Consider the following 14,228-nt stretch of genomic DNA (forward strand, 5'->3'; position numbering starts at 1 on the left):
ACGGACTCAGGCGCCGGCCTCGGTGGCCACGAGCTGCCAGTTCGGGTCCCGCGAGCCAAGCGTGCGGGCGAAGGTCCAGACATCCGGCACCTCGACCACCGTCTCGGCGCTGCCGTCCACCACCTTGCCGTCGGCGTCGCGGGTGGCGGTGATCAGGTTCGACAGGAAGCGGACGGTGACGTGCGCCACGCGGTTGCGCACCTCGACGGCGACGATCTCGGCCTTGTCGATCGACACGAAGGTGGTCTCGAGCGTCTGCCGGTTGCGCTCGCGCTCGGCGATCGCCCGCTCGAACGCCTCGCCGACCTCTTTCGAGAGGAGGCCGCGCAGGGTCTTCCGGTCACCCTTGGCGAAGGCGATCATGATGGCTTCGTAGGCCGACTTGGCGCCCTCGATGAAAGCGCGGGGATCGAAGCTTGGCTCCGCCTGGATGCAGGCCTCCAGGCCGCGCGCGACCTCGGATCCCGGCTCGGCGATCCCGCGCCAGTCCCGCGGGGCGGCGGCGGGCTGCGGCGCGGCCTGGACCCGGTCGGCGCCGGGCAGGCGAACGACGTTGTCGCCGTCGGAGCGCGCCTGGGGCTCAGTCCGGCTGCGGTCGACCGGTTTGAACGGCGAGCGCTCGGCCCCCGTCTTCTGACCGAGCACCGAGCGCAGACGCCAGATCACGAAGACGGCCAGCGCGAGGAAGATGATCGTCGTAACGTCGAAACTGTCCTGCATCACCGATCCGATGGTGGCCGCGGCGAGACCCTGTGCCCCTTGCTCAGGTCGCGCGCGGTGCGGCGCCGGCTAAGCGCGCAGAGGTCTGGCCGACTCATATCCGACCAACGCGTCGGGAGCGAGCCGGTTGTGTCGGCCGGACGATCGAACCCACGCGTCAATTGCGATCCGGTCGATATGGGTCGTGGGGGCCGCCGGCGCCAGCGCCGCGCCCGCTCGCTTGTCCAGGCCCGGCCCGCGTGTTAGCGGCCCTGCCGTTTGGGCAGTTCCGCGGCGTGATCCAGCCGCTCCCGCCGCGACAACAACCCGCGCCGGCCCTGCCGGTCGATCGAGAAGGATGATCCGCATGGCCGATTCCCCGGCAGCGAACGGCAACGGCGGCGGCATGCCGCAGGGCGATGCGCCGACCATCAACGCCCTGGCGCAGTACACGAAGGACCTGTCCTTCGAGAATCCGAACGCACCGCGCTCGCTCCAGCCCAAGGAGGGCCAGGGGCCGCAGATCAACATCCAGGTGAACGTCAACGCGCAGCAGCTCTCGGAGACCGATTTCGAGGTCGAGTTGAAGCTCGAGGGCGACGCCAAGATCCAGAACGAGGTGCTGTTCGCCTTCGAGGTGACCTATGCCGGCGTTTTCCGGCTCCTCAACATCCCGGCCGACCAGATCCATCCGGCGGTGATGATCGAGTGCCCGCGCCTGCTCTTCCCCTTCGCCCGCCAGATCGTGGCCGAGGCGGTGCGCAACGGCGGCTTCCCGCCCCTGTACATCGACCCGATCGATTTCGTCGGCCTCTACCGGCAGAAGGTGATGGAGCAGCAGGGCGCCCAGGGCCCGCTCGCCTCCTGAGGCAGGACGAGCCGGCGGCCGCTCAGCGGCCGCCGGGACCGCGATACGCCGCCGCCAGGGCGCGCAGCGCCTCGGCGGGGCGCCCGGCCAGGCGGCGGGCGCGCAGGACCACGAAGGTGCGCGGCAGTTCGGGTAGCCCGAACCGGCCGCCGACCTCCACGGCGCCGGCCGGTGCCGTGCTCGGCGCCAGGGCCGCCACCGCCAGCCCCGCCATCACGGCCGCCCCCACCGCCAGCACGCCGCCGCCGACGAAGACCTCGGTCCAGGGGAGCCCGGCCGCGTCGAGAACCCGCGTCGCCGCGCCCCGGACCGTGCAGGGGCCCGCGAGTCCCGCCAGCCGCAGCGTCTCGCCCGGCCGGGGCGCCGGGAAATCCGGTGCGGCGAACCAGCCCAGCCGCTCCTCCGCCAGGACCGCGCCGCCGTGGCCGGCCTCGTCTTCCGTCCGGAAGATCACCGCGTCGTAGCCGCCCTCGCCGGAGGATCCGAACGCGGCCGCGAGATCGCGCGACGGGACGATCCGCACCTCCGTGATCAGCCCGGCCCGATCCAGGCCCAGGCGCCGCAGCAGCACCGGCAGATCGGGGCCGGCGACGTGGTCGCTGATCCCGAGGCTGAGCCGGGCGGGCTGCGCCGTCGCCGCGTCGGCCACGGCGCTGTCATGGGCGTCCAGGAGGCGCCGAGCGGCCGGCAGGAACAGGGCGCCCTGGCGCGTCAGGTCCACGTGCCGCGGGGTCCGGTCCAGGAGGCGCGTGCCGAGCCGGTCCTCGAGCCGCTTCAGCCGCAGGCTGATCGCCGCCTGCGACGTGGCGAGCGCCTCGGCGGCACGGGTGAAGCTGCCGAGATCGACCACGCGCACGAAGGCCAGGACGCCTTCGAGGTCGAGGGGACGATCGGCGACCATAACGCACTCTTATCGTAGATATCAGCGCCGATATGTCCCCGTTATCGAGGCGGCGTGCAAGCCTGCGGGCCTCTTCGGGAGTGCCCCATGCTGATCACCCGCTACCGCCATCGTCTGCCGGCCGACTACGCCATGGACAGGATCCGCGCGCGCGTCGCCGCCCGCGCGCCGGCCTGGGACGCGGTGCCCGGCCTCGTCTTCAAGGCCTTCACGGTCGAGGACCGGGCGCGCGGGGCCGCCGCCAACGCCTACAGCTCTCTCTATCTCTGGCAGGATGCCGGCGCCGCCGCCGCGTTCCTGGCCGGGGCTGGGTTCGGCGCCGTGATCGCGAGCTTCGGCCGGCCGCGCATCGAGACGTGGCTGGCGGTCGCAGCCGCGTTCGGGCCGGGGGACGCGGCGGGCGCCCTCTCGGAGGAGACGCGTCTCGTCGGGCCCGCGGAGGATCTCGCCGCCCTGCGCGACGACGAGCGGGGACGCGGGCGCGACATCGCGGCCGGGCGCGACGTCCTCGCCACCGTGGCCGGGCTCGATCCCGACGGATGGCGCCTCACCCGCTTCACCCTCCGTGCCGAGGCGGCCGCCGGACTGTCCGGAACCGCGATCGCCCATCTCGCCGCGCCGGGCCTCGCCGCGGCGCGCGGCCGCTGATTTCCCACTCATCGAGGAGCCAGACCATGCCTCTGACCCGCATCTCCCTGCGTGCCGGGACGACCGAGACCTACCGGGCCGCTCTCGTCGCGGGTGTCTACGACGCCATGCGCGAGACCTTCGCGGTGCCGGAGGGCGACCTGTTCGCCCTGGTGCACCAGCACGACGCGTCGGACTTCGTCTACGGTCCCGACTATCTCGGGATCCGGCGCAGCGACCGCCTCGTGATCGTCCAGATCACCGCCAACGCGACGCGCGGCACCGCGCAGAAGCGCGCCCTCTACGCCGCCGTGACCCGCAACCTCGCCCGCGATCCCGGCGTGGCGCCGGGGGACGTCTTCATCAACCTCGTCGAGGTCAACCCGGAGAACTGGTCATTCGGGGAGGGGCTGATGCAGTACGGCCCGCGGGAGCCGTGAGGCCGGTGCAGCGAGTCCGCCGCGGGAGCGGTGCGGCGATGATGGCGGCGATCCGGGCTTGACCGTTCCGGGGGGGGAGTACAGGTCCGGGGCCCGAAACGGCTCCAGGATCGCATGGCCCCCACCGCAAACCTCGCCCTGATCAACCTGTTCATCGGGGACATCCAGGGCGGCCTCGGACCCTTTCTCGGGACCTGGCTGGCAGAATCGGCCTCGTGGAGCCCCGCGCGGGTCGGGTTCGTCATCACGCTGGTCGGCATCGGCACGCTGTTCCTGAGCGGACCGTTCGGTGCCCTGGTCGATCGGTTCCCGCGCCCGCGCCTGCTGATCGCGCTGGCCTGCGGGGCGATCCTGGTGGGAACGCTGCTGCTCCTGCCGGCCCGCAGCTTCCCGGCGGTGCTGTGCGCGCAGCTGTTCGCGGCGGCCGGCGGCACCCTGCTGCTGCCGGCCGTCGCGGCGCTGACTCTGGGTATCGTCGGCAAGGACCGGTTCCCCGCGCAGCAGGGGCGCAACCAGGCCTTCAATCACGTCGGTATCCTGATCGCGGCGGGCGCCATCAGCCTCGGCACCGGCTATTTCGGCCCGGCGATCGCCTTCTGGGTGCTCGGCGGCATGGCGCTGGCGGCGATCGCCGCGACGGCGACGATGCCGGCCAAGGCGTGGAGCCGCCGCCGCGCCGTCGGCTGGAAGGAGGACGACTCGGACGAGCCGGAGCGCAGCGGCCTCCGCCAGGTCCTGGGGAACCGTCGCCTGCTGGTGCTGACCGTGGCGCTGACCCTGTTCAATCTCGGGAACGGCGGCATGCTCTCGCTGCTCGGCCAGAAGCTGGTCGCGACCGCGGCCGACGCCACAACCTGGACGGCCCGCTACGTCATGGTGGCCCAGCTGGTGATGGTCCCGGTGGCGCTGTTCGCCGGATCGCTCGCCGACAAGCGCGGCCGCCGCCAACTGCTGATGGTCGCCTTCGCGGTCCTGCCGGTGCGGGCGCTGCTGTCCGGCCTCATCGACGATCCGGTCTGGCTGATCGCCGCCGAGGTGCTGGACGGCGTCGCCTCCGGCATCGTCGGGGTGGCGGTGCCGGTCATCGTCGCCGACCTGACCTGGGGATCCGGCCGGACCCAGACGGCCATCGGCAGCGTCAACGCCGTGCAGGGCGTCGGCGGCGCCCTGTCGGGCTGGTACGGCGGCCTGTCCTACGGGATGTTCGGCTGGACCGGCGCCTTCCTGGCTCTCGGCCTGCCGGCGCTCATCGCCCTCGCGCTGGTGATCTGGCTCGACGCGACGCCCGAGCCCGGCCGGCGCAGCCGCCGGCGGGAGCGGCGCAGCACCGCCGCTCAGGGAGCCTGAACCGGCCGCGCGACCGAAGCCCGCGTCGACCCGCTATAGGACCGGATCGGGGCGCCCCCGCGCGTTGCGGTGCCGCCGGACGCGGGGCCCTCTGAAACGCGAAAACCCGGCCTCGGGGCCGGGCTTCGCGTCGGTGTCGCTACCGCGTGGGCTCAGCCGATATGCGGGCTGCCGGTCGCGGCGGGGAAGCGGTCGGCCAGGGCGCGGCGCAGCTTCTCCAGGGCCCGGTTCTCGATCTGGCGGACGCGCTCCTTGGAGATGCCGAGCCGCTGGCCCAGGGCCTCCAGGGTTGCCTGATCCTCGGCGAGGCGGCGCTCGCGCAGGATGCGCAGCTCGCGCTCCGACAGCACGGTCAGGGCCTGCTGGAGCCAGCTCAACCGACGCTCGCCGTCGACCGTGGCGCTCACGGTCTCGTCCGGCAGGTCGGCGCCGTCGACGAGGAAGTCCATCCGCTCCGACGAGGCGTCGCTGTCCTCGCCCACCGGGGCGTTGAGCGACATGTCGGGACCGGAGAGGCGCGCGTCCATCAGGGCGACGTCGTCCCGCGACACGCCGATGGCGCTGGCGATGCGGCGGTGGATCTCGTCGCCGACATGCTCCTCGGTGGATTGCATCAGCCGGGCGCGCAGCCGCCGCAGGTTGAAGAACAGGGCCTTCTGCGCGGAGGACGTGCCGCCGCGCACGATCGACCAGTTGCGCAGGATGTAATCCTGGATCGACGCGCGGATCCACCACGTCGCGTAGGTCGAGAAGCGGACGTCCCGCTCGGGCTCGAACCGGGCGGCGGCCTCCATCAGGCCGACATGCCCTTCCTGGACGAGGTCGGCCATGGGCAGGCCGTAGTGACGAAAACGCCCCGCCAGGGCGATGACGAGGCGCATATGGGCGGAGATCAGACGGTGGAGGGCCCGCTCGTCGCGCTCGTCCTTCCAGCGGACGGCGAGGCCGCGCTCTTCTTCCCGGGCCAGGAAGGGTGCCTCCATGGCAGTCCGTATGAACTGCCGTCGAATTCCCGCGATCTCAGCCATCCGCCTGCCTCTTGTTGTCGAGTGCTGTTGCGGCGTCGAGCCGATAGCCCGACGCGCAGGCGCCACCGAGAGGCGACGCCAGGCAACCGACAACGGAAGGCAAAACGCGAAAGTTCCGTCCCGATGCCCCACAATGCGACAACCGGGCGGCCACGAAATCGTGTTCCGTTCCGATCAGATGGGATCCGGCCGCGCGCCGTCCAGCCCGGATGTCCCGAAACGACCGGGCCGGCGCGCCGGGTCGGAACGGTCCGGGCACAAAAAACCCGGCCAAAGGGGCCGGGTTCGATGTCGTCCGCGGGGGGGAAGCGCGCCTCAGGCGGCCTCCTCCTGAATGTCGTCGCCCTCGCTGTCACCGTCGGCCTCGGCCTCGGGCTCCGCCTCGTTCTTCGCCCGACGGGGCGACTTGGCGAGGCTCTGCTCGATCAGCTTCAGGGCCTCGGTCTCGGTGATGCGGTTCACCGACGAGATCTCGCGCACGATCCGGTCCAGGGCAGCTTCGTAGAGCTGGCGCTCGGAGTAGGACTGCTCCGGCTGAGCCTCGGACCGGAAGAGGTCGCGCACGACCTCGGTGACGGCGAGCAGGTCGCCCGAGTTGATCTTGGCCTCGTATTCCTGCGCGCGGCGCGACCACATGGTGCGCTTGATCCGGGCGCGGCCGGTCAGCAGGTCGAGCGCCTTCTTGACCAGTTCCGGCTCGGCGAGCTTGCGCATGCCCACGCTGTTGGCCTTCGCGGTGGGGACGCGCAGGACCATCTTGTCCTTCTCGAACGATACGACGAACAGCTCAAGCTTGTAGCCGGCGATCTCCTGCTCCTCGATCGCGGTGATGCGACCGACGCCGTGGGCCGGATACACGACAGCCTCGCCGGTCTTGAAGCCCTGCCGGCCTGCGGTCGTCGTCTTCTTGGCTGTGGTCATGCGAGAAGGGCCTCCACTGGCGCGCAGCGTTCGGCGCCGCGCGAAACCGTGTTCTTCCGGGCGGGACACCCGGTCTGCCTCGCCGCTCCCGGACCCGGCGCCGAGCGCACGAATCCGGGCGTTCCCCGGCGCGGCCGTGCGAACGCCTAGCCCGCCCGCCGAAGTCGCCTCCAGCGGTCGAGCGCGTACTACTCCTAACCCACGAAAAGCGAAGGCGTTTCAGCCGGAGGGAGCACGTCAGGCGCGAGCGACGGCAGGCGGATTGTCTACCACAATCCGGCGCGCAGATCAAAGCATCCCTGAAGACGCACGCGCGGACCAAGCGCGGCGCCAAAGAGTTTTACACTGGTGCGGCGGGACAGGAATGACCTGGCCGCGTATCAGGCCCTCGTATGACGCAGCCCCGCCGCGGGGTTCAGCGGCGGCAGGGGCCCGACAGATCTTCCCGCAATCTGGGAAGCGGGCCGCGGGCCGGCGTCAGAACCTGCGGGGCCGGCGCGGGGTCAGTCGCCCGAGCCGGGGTTGGGCGAGAAATGCGCCTCGAGCTTCCCGCTCTTGCCGTCCCAATCCTTGGCGTCGGCCGGCGCTTCCTTCTTCTGCGTGATGTTGGGCCAGGACTTGGCGTAGTCGGCGTTCAGCTTCAGCCACGTGTCGAGATTCGACTCGGTGTCGGGCTTGATCGCCTCGGCGGGGCATTCCGGCTCGCAGACGCCGCAATCGATGCACTCGTCCGGATGGATGACGAGCATGTTCTCGCCTTCGTAGAAGCAGTCCACCGGACAGACCTCGACGCAGTCCGTGTACTTGCACTTGATGCAATTGTCGGTGACGACGTAGGTCATCGGATGTCTTCGTCCTAAAACTCGACTTGGCCCGGGCGGAGCCTGGAGACGGCCCGCGCGCCCGGAGGGTGCTGCGAGGGGAACGCCGGTGAGACCCGACTCGGGGACGGATCTCGGAGGCCCACGGCTCTAGACGCTGCCTCCCGGACTGACAAGCGTGCGGGCGCCGCAAGGGTTCGCGTCGGGTCGCTCGCGCGGCCGCTGTGGCGCGACCTCATCACTCGGACGGCCCGTCCGGACCGTCCTCGACCGACAGGGTGCCGCCCGACAGGTCGTCGTAGAGGAGCCGCGCCTCCGACGCCGGGCCGCGGCGCAGGCCGAGACCGAGGACCCGCACGGCCAGGGTCGCGTGGGGCGCCGCCACCGTGACCACGTCACCGATGCCGATGGCCTTCGCGGGGTTCTCGGCCCGGCTGCCGTTCACCCGCACGAAGCCGTCGGAGGCCAGCCGCGCCGCGAGCGACCGGGTCCGCGCGAAGCGCGCGAACCACAGCCACTTGTCGAGGCGCTGCCGGTCCTCGCGCATCCGCCGCGGATCAGCGCTTCCCGCCGTCGCCGGCCTCGAGCTGCGCCTTCAGGGCCGCGAGCTTGGCGAAGGGCGAGTCCGGATCGGGCGCCCGCTCGCGCCGCGGCGGCCGCTGGTCGGGCCGCGGGCCGGAATGGCGCTGCTCGGCGCCGCGCTGGTCGTCGCGGCGTTCCGGACGGCCGCCCTCGAAGCGGTCGCGGCGCGGGCCGCGGTCCCGGCCGGGGCGCGGGCCACCGTCGCCCTCGGCCCGGCGCTGCTCCGGCCGGCCACCGTCGGGACGCCCCTGTCCCGAATGCTGGCCCTGCTGGCCGCCGTCGCGCCCCCGACCAGCCCCGCGGGGACGGTTCTGCGGGCGCTGGTGGGCCGGGCGCTGGTGGCGCTGCAGGCGCCAGACCTCGATCTGCGGGATCTCGGCTGCGCCCTCGCCCTCGGCACCAACGGCCTCGGCCGTCTCGGCCGACTCGGCCGCGTCGGGCTCCACCTCGGCGGCCGCGTCGGGCGCGGTCTCCTCGGCGATGGGTTCGGCCGCCGGCGCGGCGTCCGCCTCGGCCGGCTGCTCCGCCTCGGCGTGGGGCGACTCGGTCGCAGATGTCTCGGTCGCGGGCGCCTCGGTGGCCGCGTCGACCGGCGTGCCGGCCGACTCGTCCGCAGTCTCGCCCTCGGCGGGCTCCGCCTCGAGGGCGGCCGGGGCTTCCTCGGCCGCGTCAGCGTGATCGGCGGTGGTCTCGACACCCTCGGCGGCCGGGGCCTCGTCGCCGACCGGCTCGGCGGCATCAGCCTGCGCGGCGACAGCCTCCTCGGAGGAAGCCTCGGCGGCGGTCGGCGCCGCCGGCGCGGTGGCGGCAGCGGGGACGAGCGGCACCGTGATGGCCGGGCCGGGGCGCGCCTCGGAATTGTAGCCGAGCGACTTCAGGATCGAGGCGAAATCCTCGCCCGAGCATCCGACCAGCGAGGTCATGCCGACGGTGGCCACGAAGCCGTCGCCGTCGGCGGTGCCGTCCGGCGGGGCGCCCGGGGTGGTACCGGGCCGGTAGGCGATCGCCGGGCGGATCAGGTCGGCGAGCCGCTCCAGGATGTCGACCCGCACCGCCCGCTCGCCGCTGACCCGGAAGCCGGCCGCGCGGTAGAGGCCCTTGGCGATCTCGCGGTCGACCTTGATCGAGGTGCGGCCGGAGCCGGCGAGATGCGCGATCTCGTCGAGGCCGCGCTGGTCGAGGCCGCCGTTGCGCAGGGCCCAGAGCTGAGCCGCGAGCGTGCGGGGCGCCGGCTTCAGCAGCGCCGGCAGGAAGATGTGGTAGGCGCCGAACCGGACGCCGTGGCGGCGCAGGGCGCCGCGGCCCTCCTGGTCGAGGCTGCGCATCTCGTGCGCCACCTTCGAGCGCTCCAGCACGCCGAGCGCCTCGACGACTTGGTAGCCGATTCCCTTGGCGAGGCCAGTCAGGTCTGCCGCGGTCTCGATCTCCATCAGCGGCCCGAGCAGCCGCACGATGTAGGCCTTCAACCACGCTTCGAGGCGCGCCTCGACCTTCTCGCGATGCGCGCCGGTCAGGCTGTCGTCCGCCAGCAGACGGATCTGCGGGGCGAACAGCTTCTCGCCGGGGGTGAGCTTGGCGACGGGCGCGCCGGTCCAGCGGATCGTGCCGTCGTGCGAGAGCACGAGGGTCGAATCGGCCGTTGCCGAAAACCGCTCGGCCCGGGACTCGATCTCCCCGGCGAGCGCCTTCTCGGCGGCGCTCCTCAGGGTTTTGGCCTCGTGCCCCTCGGCGCTGGCATCGGGAACGAACAGAAATCCGTGAAGGTGGCCGACATGCTGACCCTCGACGGTGACGTCACCGTCGGCGGTGATCTGGGCTTCGAGCATCGTGTTCTCTCTCAGGCGCCGCATCAGGACGCTTGTGCGCCGGTCGACGAAGCGGCTCGCGAGGCGTTCGTGCAGGGCGTCGGACAGCCTGTCCTCTACCCGACGCGTCTCGCCCTGCCAATGTTCTGGGTCGCGCAGCCAGTCGGGACGGTTCGCCACGAAAGTCCAGGTGCGTCCCTGGGCAATCCGGCGGGACAGCGTGTCGATGTCGCCGTCGGTCCGGTCGATCATCGCGACCTGCTCGGCGAACCACGTGTCGGGGATGCGGCCCGCCATGCCCTTCATGAGGAATCGGTAGAGCTGCGCCACGAGGTCGGCGTGCACCTGCGGGTGGACCTTGCGGTAATCCGGCACGCCGCAGACGTCCCACAGGCGGCGCACCGTAGCGGCGCTCCGCGCCATGTCGCGGATGTCGTCCTCCTTCATGAGGATCTCGAGGGCCTGCTGGTCCTCCCCCATGGGCGCGCGCGTCAGGCCCGATTCGCGCGGGTGCTCGTCGAGGCTCGCCTGCAGGCCCTCCAGGCTGCCGAAGCTGAGATCCGGATTGCGCCACTGCAGGATGCGCAGGGGATCGAAGTCGTGGCTCTCCAGCCGCTCCACCAGCTCGGCCTCGAAGGGCGGGCAGCGTCCGGTCGAGCCGAAGGTACCGTCCGCGAGGTGGCGGCCGGCGCGCCCCGCGATCTGGCCCATCTCGGCGGGGGTGAGCTTGCGGAAGCGGGTGCCGTCGTACTTCCAGTTGGCCGCGAACGCGACGTGATCGACGTCGAGGTTGAGGCCCATCCCGACCGCGTCGGTGGCCACGAGGTAGTCGACGTCCCCCGCCTGGTACATCTCGACCTGGGCGTTGCGGGTCCGCGGCGACAGGGCGCCCAGCACCACCGCGGCGCCCCCGCGCTGGCGGCGGATCAGCTCGGCGATCGCGTAGACCTCCTCGGCCGAGAACGCCACGATGGCGGTGCGCCGGGGCAGGCGCGACAGCCGCTTCTCCCCCGCGAAGGTGAGCTGCGAGAGCCGCGGCCGGGTCGTGGTGTGAACGTTCGGAATCAGGTCCTGGACCAGCGGCAGCATGGTCGAGGAGCCGATCAGCAGGGTCTCCTCCCGGCCGCGGACGTAGAGCAGGCGGTCGGTGAAGACGTGGCCGCGATCCATGTCGGCGGCGAGCTGGATCTCGTCGATGGCGACGTACGCCACGTCGAGGTCACGCGGCATCGCCTCGATGGTGCAGATCCAGTAGCGCGGACGGTCCGGCTTGATCTTCTCCTCGCCCGTGACGAGGGCGACCTTCTCGGGGCCGACCTTCGCGACGACGCGCAGGTAGACCTCGCGGGCGAGCAGCCGCAGGGGCAGCCCGATCATGCCGGTCGGGTGGGCGAGCATCCGCTCGATGGCGAGATGCGTCTTGCCGGTGTTGGTCGGCCCGAGGACCGCGGTGACGCCGCGGGCGCGGGCCTCGCGGGACAGCGAGCGGCTGGGCGTGGGGCGGAGCAGCGCGTCGATGGTCGGCGGTTCCTTCGAGCGGGAAGGCCGTCGCGGCGCCGTCGCGGCGCGGGCGGGGAGGCGGGTTCGACCGGCCGACCGCGTCAGGGACGCTAGGGCCGGTACGGTCCTCCCCCATATGGGATGCCGCCGCCGCCAGGTCCAATCTGCGGCGTGATCATCGGGTAGACGTCGATCTGCGTCGTCGGCGTGCCCGGCTGCGGCGCGAGGTCGGCGCAGAGCGTGTCGGGGGTCGCGACGAGGGGGCCGCGGCGGGGCGGCCTGTTCTCGACGACCTCGGCCGACGAGAAGGCGTCACCGCCGCACCCTGGATCGGCGGACCCGGCACTGAGGGACTGCGCCGCGGCCGGCCCCGCGAGCGCGGCCAGGGCGAGGGCGAGGGCGATTCGGAGGGCAGGCGAGCACATCCGGGCATTATCGCCGGGAACGTGAAGATTCCCTCCACCCGCGCGGCCGCGGTCCCCGCCGCGAGGGTTCCCACCGGCCCGGCGCCTCCCTGGGTCATCTCGCAGCACGCGCCGATGGCGCGGGCCGCGTCGAGCCCGGCTGCGACCGGTACGTCGATCAGTCGACGCCCTCGACGAGCACCACCTCGCCGATGCCCGCGGGCCGGCGCTTGGCTACGGCAGCCTGGTACTCGGGCGAGAAGTAGTAGGTGCGCGCCGCCTCGTAGGACTCGAATTCCAGCACGACGTTGCGCGGACGGCCCTCGCCCTCCAGCGCCTCGCAGCGGCCGCCGCGCACCAGCGGCTTGCAGCCGTACTTGCGCATCGCCTCGGAGGCCATGGCGGCGTAGTCCTTGTAGGTGTCCGGGTCGGTGACCGTCATCCGGACGATGATGTAGCCCTTGGGCACTGCTGACCTCCCCGCGCGGCTGCCGCGCCGCGCCGAGGTGCCGGGAAACCGGCCGCCGGTCAAACGCTCCCTGACGCGCCGCTACTGCCCGGACAGGCTCGCCTGCGCGACACTGTTGCCGGCGGCGCCGGCCGTGCCGGTGGTCGTCGGCGTGCCGCTCTGGCTCCAGCGTGTGGCCTCGATGATGTTGGTGCCGATCGTGGTGAGCACCGAGATGCGCAGCGGGATCAGGACGCGCGTCCCCTCGACGGGGGCGAGCCAGACCGACATCTCGCGGTTCTCCTCCATGAACTTGACGCCCGGCCGGTCCGGCCGGTGGCCGGCGACCGCCTGGTAGCGGGCGTTGCATACGAGGACTTGCCCCGCATAGCCGGGCTTCTGCACCGGGCGGGTCTCGGCGTAGCTCAGCACCACGTTGAAGCGGGTGGCGCCGTCGAAGACCGGCAGGGTCCGGTTGCAGTTCTCCGGGTCGAGGGGCTCGCCGCGCCCCTGGGTCGGCATCAGCAGCGCGCTCACCGGGTCGATGATGCCGCGCTTGTTGGCCGGGGTGACCGGCACGCGGTCCTGCATGTCGACGAGCGGCGGCGTGATCTCGGCCTGGACGACGTTGCCGCGCGCCAGGGCCATGCGCACCGCGATGCCGGAACTCGCCGTCTGGGTCGCGATGGCGAAGGCGCCGGGCTGCGGCGCGGCCGAGAAGCTTCCCGAGGCCCGGGCGGAGCCCTTGCCGCCGGTGATCGCGCCGACGAGGCCGGTGAGCACGGCCGACACGTCCATCATGTAGCGGTCGCGGTCGAAGGAGCCGGCCAGGCGGGCCGTGCCGATCGGGAGACCGGCGAGGTTGATACCGTAATCGACCGCCACGGTCGCGGCGGCGGGCGCGGCCCGCTTGGCCCGCGACGTCCGCGCGCCGGCATCGGTCGGGGCCGCGAGGACCGCGACCGCGAGGAGGCTGCCCGCGAGGCGCCCGGCAGCGTGCTTCTTCGACGGCTTGATCATTCGACGGATTGGCGTGGCGCTCATGATCCGGATCGCATCCCAGGGCGGGCGGGCCAAGACACTCGCTCGAACGCACCCTCTCGAACACACCCGCTCGCCGACGTCCTCTGCGACGCACGGAGCGGGGAGAGGCGCCTTCCTGCAGGTGGAAGAAGGCTATATCCCGGCATCGTGGTTAACAGACCGTTGGTCGTCCGGCGCGATGCTGAACCCCGCCGGCACCTTGACGCACCGCGCCTTCGTCGCCTATAGGCTCGCGCCTTCAACAGGACTCCGCCGGACCTGGAACACGCAATGGGCGCCGCCCGCTGCGACGATGATCGCGCCGGCCGCGATCGGGTCTTCACCGGGCGGAACGAGACGGGATCGTTTTTTATCATGGCGCGCCGCTGCGAACTCACCGGCAAGGCCGTTCAGGTCGGCCACCTCGTGAGCCACTCGAACCGCAAGACCAAGTGCCGGTTCCTGCCGAACCTGTGCAACGTCACCCTCCAGTCCGACGCGCTGGGCAAGCGCGTCCGCCTGCGTGTCACGGCGCACGCCCTGCGCTCGGTGGAGCACCGCGGCGGCCTCGACGCCTTCCTGATCAAGGCCGGCGAGGGTGACCTGTCGCAGACTGCCCGCCTCCTGAAGCGCGAGATCCATAAGAAGCTCGCCGAGACCCCGGCCGCCGCGGCCTGAGTCGTCGGGCTTCACGCCCCTATCGGACGGTTTGAACCGCCGTGGCCGTCGAGGCCGCGGCGGTTTCCGCTTGTTTGCGGCTGGCATGCCACTTCAAGCAATCCAGAGCTCGGCCGCAGGCTGCCGTCAATGTCCG

Annotated in this window: 15 protein-coding genes; 5 read left to right on the forward strand and 10 right to left on the reverse strand. The window is 72.1% G+C overall.

Going from position 1 to position 14,228, the window contains the following annotated elements; translation table 11 throughout:
• Positions 1 to 6: 6 nt before the first annotated feature.
• Positions 7 to 720 carry a Tim44/TimA family putative adaptor protein gene (locus C4T42_RS07375; RefSeq protein WP_020092701.1) on the reverse strand — a complete coding sequence of 238 codons (714 nt, stop codon included), beginning with the start codon at positions 718 to 720 and terminating at the stop codon, positions 7 to 9.
• Between the two features lie 346 nt (positions 721 to 1,066).
• Between C4T42_RS07375 and secB the strand changes: the two genes are divergently transcribed.
• Positions 1,067 to 1,567, forward strand: a complete 501-nt coding sequence (gene secB / locus C4T42_RS07380) for a protein-export chaperone SecB (protein WP_026604852.1) — start codon at positions 1,067 to 1,069, stop codon at positions 1,565 to 1,567.
• A 22-nt stretch (positions 1,568 to 1,589) separates the two neighbouring features.
• Here the strand turns inward: secB and C4T42_RS07385 are convergent, their stop codons facing one another.
• A complete protein-coding gene (locus tag C4T42_RS07385) occupies positions 1,590 to 2,468 on the reverse strand; it encodes a LysR family transcriptional regulator (RefSeq protein ID WP_020092699.1) in 879 nt (292 codons plus the stop codon).
• Between the two features lie 87 nt (positions 2,469 to 2,555).
• Between C4T42_RS07385 and C4T42_RS07390 the strand changes: the two genes are divergently transcribed.
• The 3 genes from C4T42_RS07390 to C4T42_RS07400 all read left to right on the forward strand — a co-directional run bounded on the left by C4T42_RS07390 (position 2,556) and on the right by C4T42_RS07400 (position 4,882).
• Positions 2,556 to 3,116: a DUF4865 family protein gene (locus C4T42_RS07390; RefSeq protein ID WP_020092698.1), complete on the forward strand. Its 561-nt coding sequence runs from the start codon at positions 2,556 to 2,558 to the stop codon at positions 3,114 to 3,116.
• Between the two features lie 26 nt (positions 3,117 to 3,142).
• The gene (locus C4T42_RS07395) at positions 3,143 to 3,535 is read left to right on the forward strand and encodes a tautomerase family protein (RefSeq protein ID WP_020092697.1); all 393 of its coding nucleotides are present in this window, start codon (positions 3,143 to 3,145) and stop codon (positions 3,533 to 3,535) included.
• Between the two features lie 114 nt (positions 3,536 to 3,649).
• Positions 3,650 to 4,882: an MFS transporter gene (locus C4T42_RS07400; RefSeq protein ID WP_020092696.1), complete on the forward strand. Its 1,233-nt coding sequence runs from the start codon at positions 3,650 to 3,652 to the stop codon at positions 4,880 to 4,882.
• A 152-nt stretch (positions 4,883 to 5,034) separates the two neighbouring features.
• On the opposite strand, the gene C4T42_RS07405 is transcribed toward C4T42_RS07400, so the two are convergent.
• From C4T42_RS07405 to C4T42_RS07440, 8 genes are all read right to left on the reverse strand, one after another.
• Positions 5,035 to 5,910 carry an RNA polymerase factor sigma-32 gene (locus C4T42_RS07405; RefSeq protein ID WP_012320644.1) on the reverse strand — a complete coding sequence of 292 codons (876 nt, stop codon included), beginning with the start codon at positions 5,908 to 5,910 and terminating at the stop codon, positions 5,035 to 5,037.
• 315 nt (positions 5,911 to 6,225) lie between these two features.
• Positions 6,226 to 6,831 carry a CarD family transcriptional regulator gene (locus C4T42_RS07410; protein WP_020092694.1) on the reverse strand — a complete coding sequence of 202 codons (606 nt, stop codon included), beginning with the start codon at positions 6,829 to 6,831 and terminating at the stop codon, positions 6,226 to 6,228.
• A 503-nt stretch (positions 6,832 to 7,334) separates the two neighbouring features.
• Positions 7,335 to 7,673, reverse strand: coding sequence for a ferredoxin FdxA (gene fdxA / locus C4T42_RS07415; RefSeq protein WP_020092693.1), 339 nt, complete (start codon positions 7,671 to 7,673; stop codon positions 7,335 to 7,337).
• Between the two features lie 217 nt (positions 7,674 to 7,890).
• Positions 7,891 to 8,199 carry an RNA-binding S4 domain-containing protein gene (locus tag C4T42_RS07420; protein ID WP_020092692.1) on the reverse strand — a complete coding sequence of 103 codons (309 nt, stop codon included), beginning with the start codon at positions 8,197 to 8,199 and terminating at the stop codon, positions 7,891 to 7,893.
• A gap of 10 nt (positions 8,200 to 8,209) precedes the next feature.
• On the reverse strand, positions 8,210 to 11,437 hold the full coding sequence (locus tag C4T42_RS07425) for a helicase-related protein (RefSeq protein WP_020092691.1): 3,228 nt from the start codon (positions 11,435 to 11,437) through the stop codon (positions 8,210 to 8,212).
• Between the two features lie 212 nt (positions 11,438 to 11,649).
• Positions 11,650 to 11,964: a hypothetical protein gene (locus C4T42_RS07430; RefSeq protein ID WP_020092690.1), complete on the reverse strand. Its 315-nt coding sequence runs from the start codon at positions 11,962 to 11,964 to the stop codon at positions 11,650 to 11,652.
• 157 nt (positions 11,965 to 12,121) lie between these two features.
• The gene (locus tag C4T42_RS07435) at positions 12,122 to 12,412 is read right to left on the reverse strand and encodes a DUF1330 domain-containing protein (protein ID WP_020092689.1); all 291 of its coding nucleotides are present in this window, start codon (positions 12,410 to 12,412) and stop codon (positions 12,122 to 12,124) included.
• An 81-nt stretch (positions 12,413 to 12,493) separates the two neighbouring features.
• The gene (locus C4T42_RS07440) at positions 12,494 to 13,435 is read right to left on the reverse strand and encodes a DUF3108 domain-containing protein (protein ID WP_234081223.1); all 942 of its coding nucleotides are present in this window, start codon (positions 13,433 to 13,435) and stop codon (positions 12,494 to 12,496) included.
• 354 nt (positions 13,436 to 13,789) lie between these two features.
• On the opposite strand from C4T42_RS07440, the gene rpmB reads away from it, so the two are divergent.
• Positions 13,790 to 14,092, forward strand: a complete 303-nt coding sequence (gene rpmB, locus C4T42_RS07445; protein ID WP_012320636.1) for a 50S ribosomal protein L28 — start codon at positions 13,790 to 13,792, stop codon at positions 14,090 to 14,092.
• The last annotated feature ends 136 nt before the right edge of the window (positions 14,093 to 14,228 follow it).

The sequence above is a fragment of the Methylobacterium sp. 190mf genome, assembly GCF_900107945.1.
Taxonomy (GTDB): domain Bacteria; phylum Pseudomonadota; class Alphaproteobacteria; order Rhizobiales; family Beijerinckiaceae; genus Methylobacterium.

Excerpts from the sequence above, each read along its gene's own strand:
- C4T42_RS07375 (WP_020092701.1), bottom strand. The coding sequence starts at position 720 with ATGCAGGACAGTTTCGACGTTACGACGATCATCTTCCTCGCGCTGGCC.
- C4T42_RS07390 (WP_020092698.1), top strand. The coding sequence starts at position 2,556 with ATGCTGATCACCCGCTACCGCCATCGTCTGCCGGCCGACTACGCCATG.
- fdxA (WP_020092693.1), bottom strand. The coding sequence starts at position 7,673 with ATGACCTACGTCGTCACCGACAATTGCATCAAGTGCAAGTACACGGAC.
- C4T42_RS07405 (WP_012320644.1), bottom strand. The coding sequence starts at position 5,910 with ATGGCTGAGATCGCGGGAATTCGACGGCAGTTCATACGGACTGCCATG.
- C4T42_RS07430 (WP_020092690.1), bottom strand. The coding sequence starts at position 11,964 with ATGTGCTCGCCTGCCCTCCGAATCGCCCTCGCCCTCGCCCTGGCCGCG.
- C4T42_RS07400 (WP_020092696.1), top strand. The coding sequence starts at position 3,650 with ATGGCCCCCACCGCAAACCTCGCCCTGATCAACCTGTTCATCGGGGAC.
- rpmB (WP_012320636.1), top strand. The coding sequence starts at position 13,790 with ATGGCGCGCCGCTGCGAACTCACCGGCAAGGCCGTTCAGGTCGGCCAC.
- C4T42_RS07425 (WP_020092691.1), bottom strand. The coding sequence starts at position 11,437 with ATGCTCGCCCACCCGACCGGCATGATCGGGCTGCCCCTGCGGCTGCTC.
- C4T42_RS07395 (WP_020092697.1), top strand. The coding sequence starts at position 3,143 with ATGCCTCTGACCCGCATCTCCCTGCGTGCCGGGACGACCGAGACCTAC.
- C4T42_RS07385 (WP_020092699.1), bottom strand. The coding sequence starts at position 2,468 with ATGGTCGCCGATCGTCCCCTCGACCTCGAAGGCGTCCTGGCCTTCGTG.
- secB (WP_026604852.1), top strand. The coding sequence starts at position 1,067 with ATGGCCGATTCCCCGGCAGCGAACGGCAACGGCGGCGGCATGCCGCAG.
- C4T42_RS07410 (WP_020092694.1), bottom strand. The coding sequence starts at position 6,831 with ATGACCACAGCCAAGAAGACGACGACCGCAGGCCGGCAGGGCTTCAAG.
- C4T42_RS07420 (WP_020092692.1), bottom strand. The coding sequence starts at position 8,199 with ATGCGCGAGGACCGGCAGCGCCTCGACAAGTGGCTGTGGTTCGCGCGC.
- C4T42_RS07440 (WP_234081223.1), bottom strand. The coding sequence starts at position 13,435 with ATGAGCGCCACGCCAATCCGTCGAATGATCAAGCCGTCGAAGAAGCAC.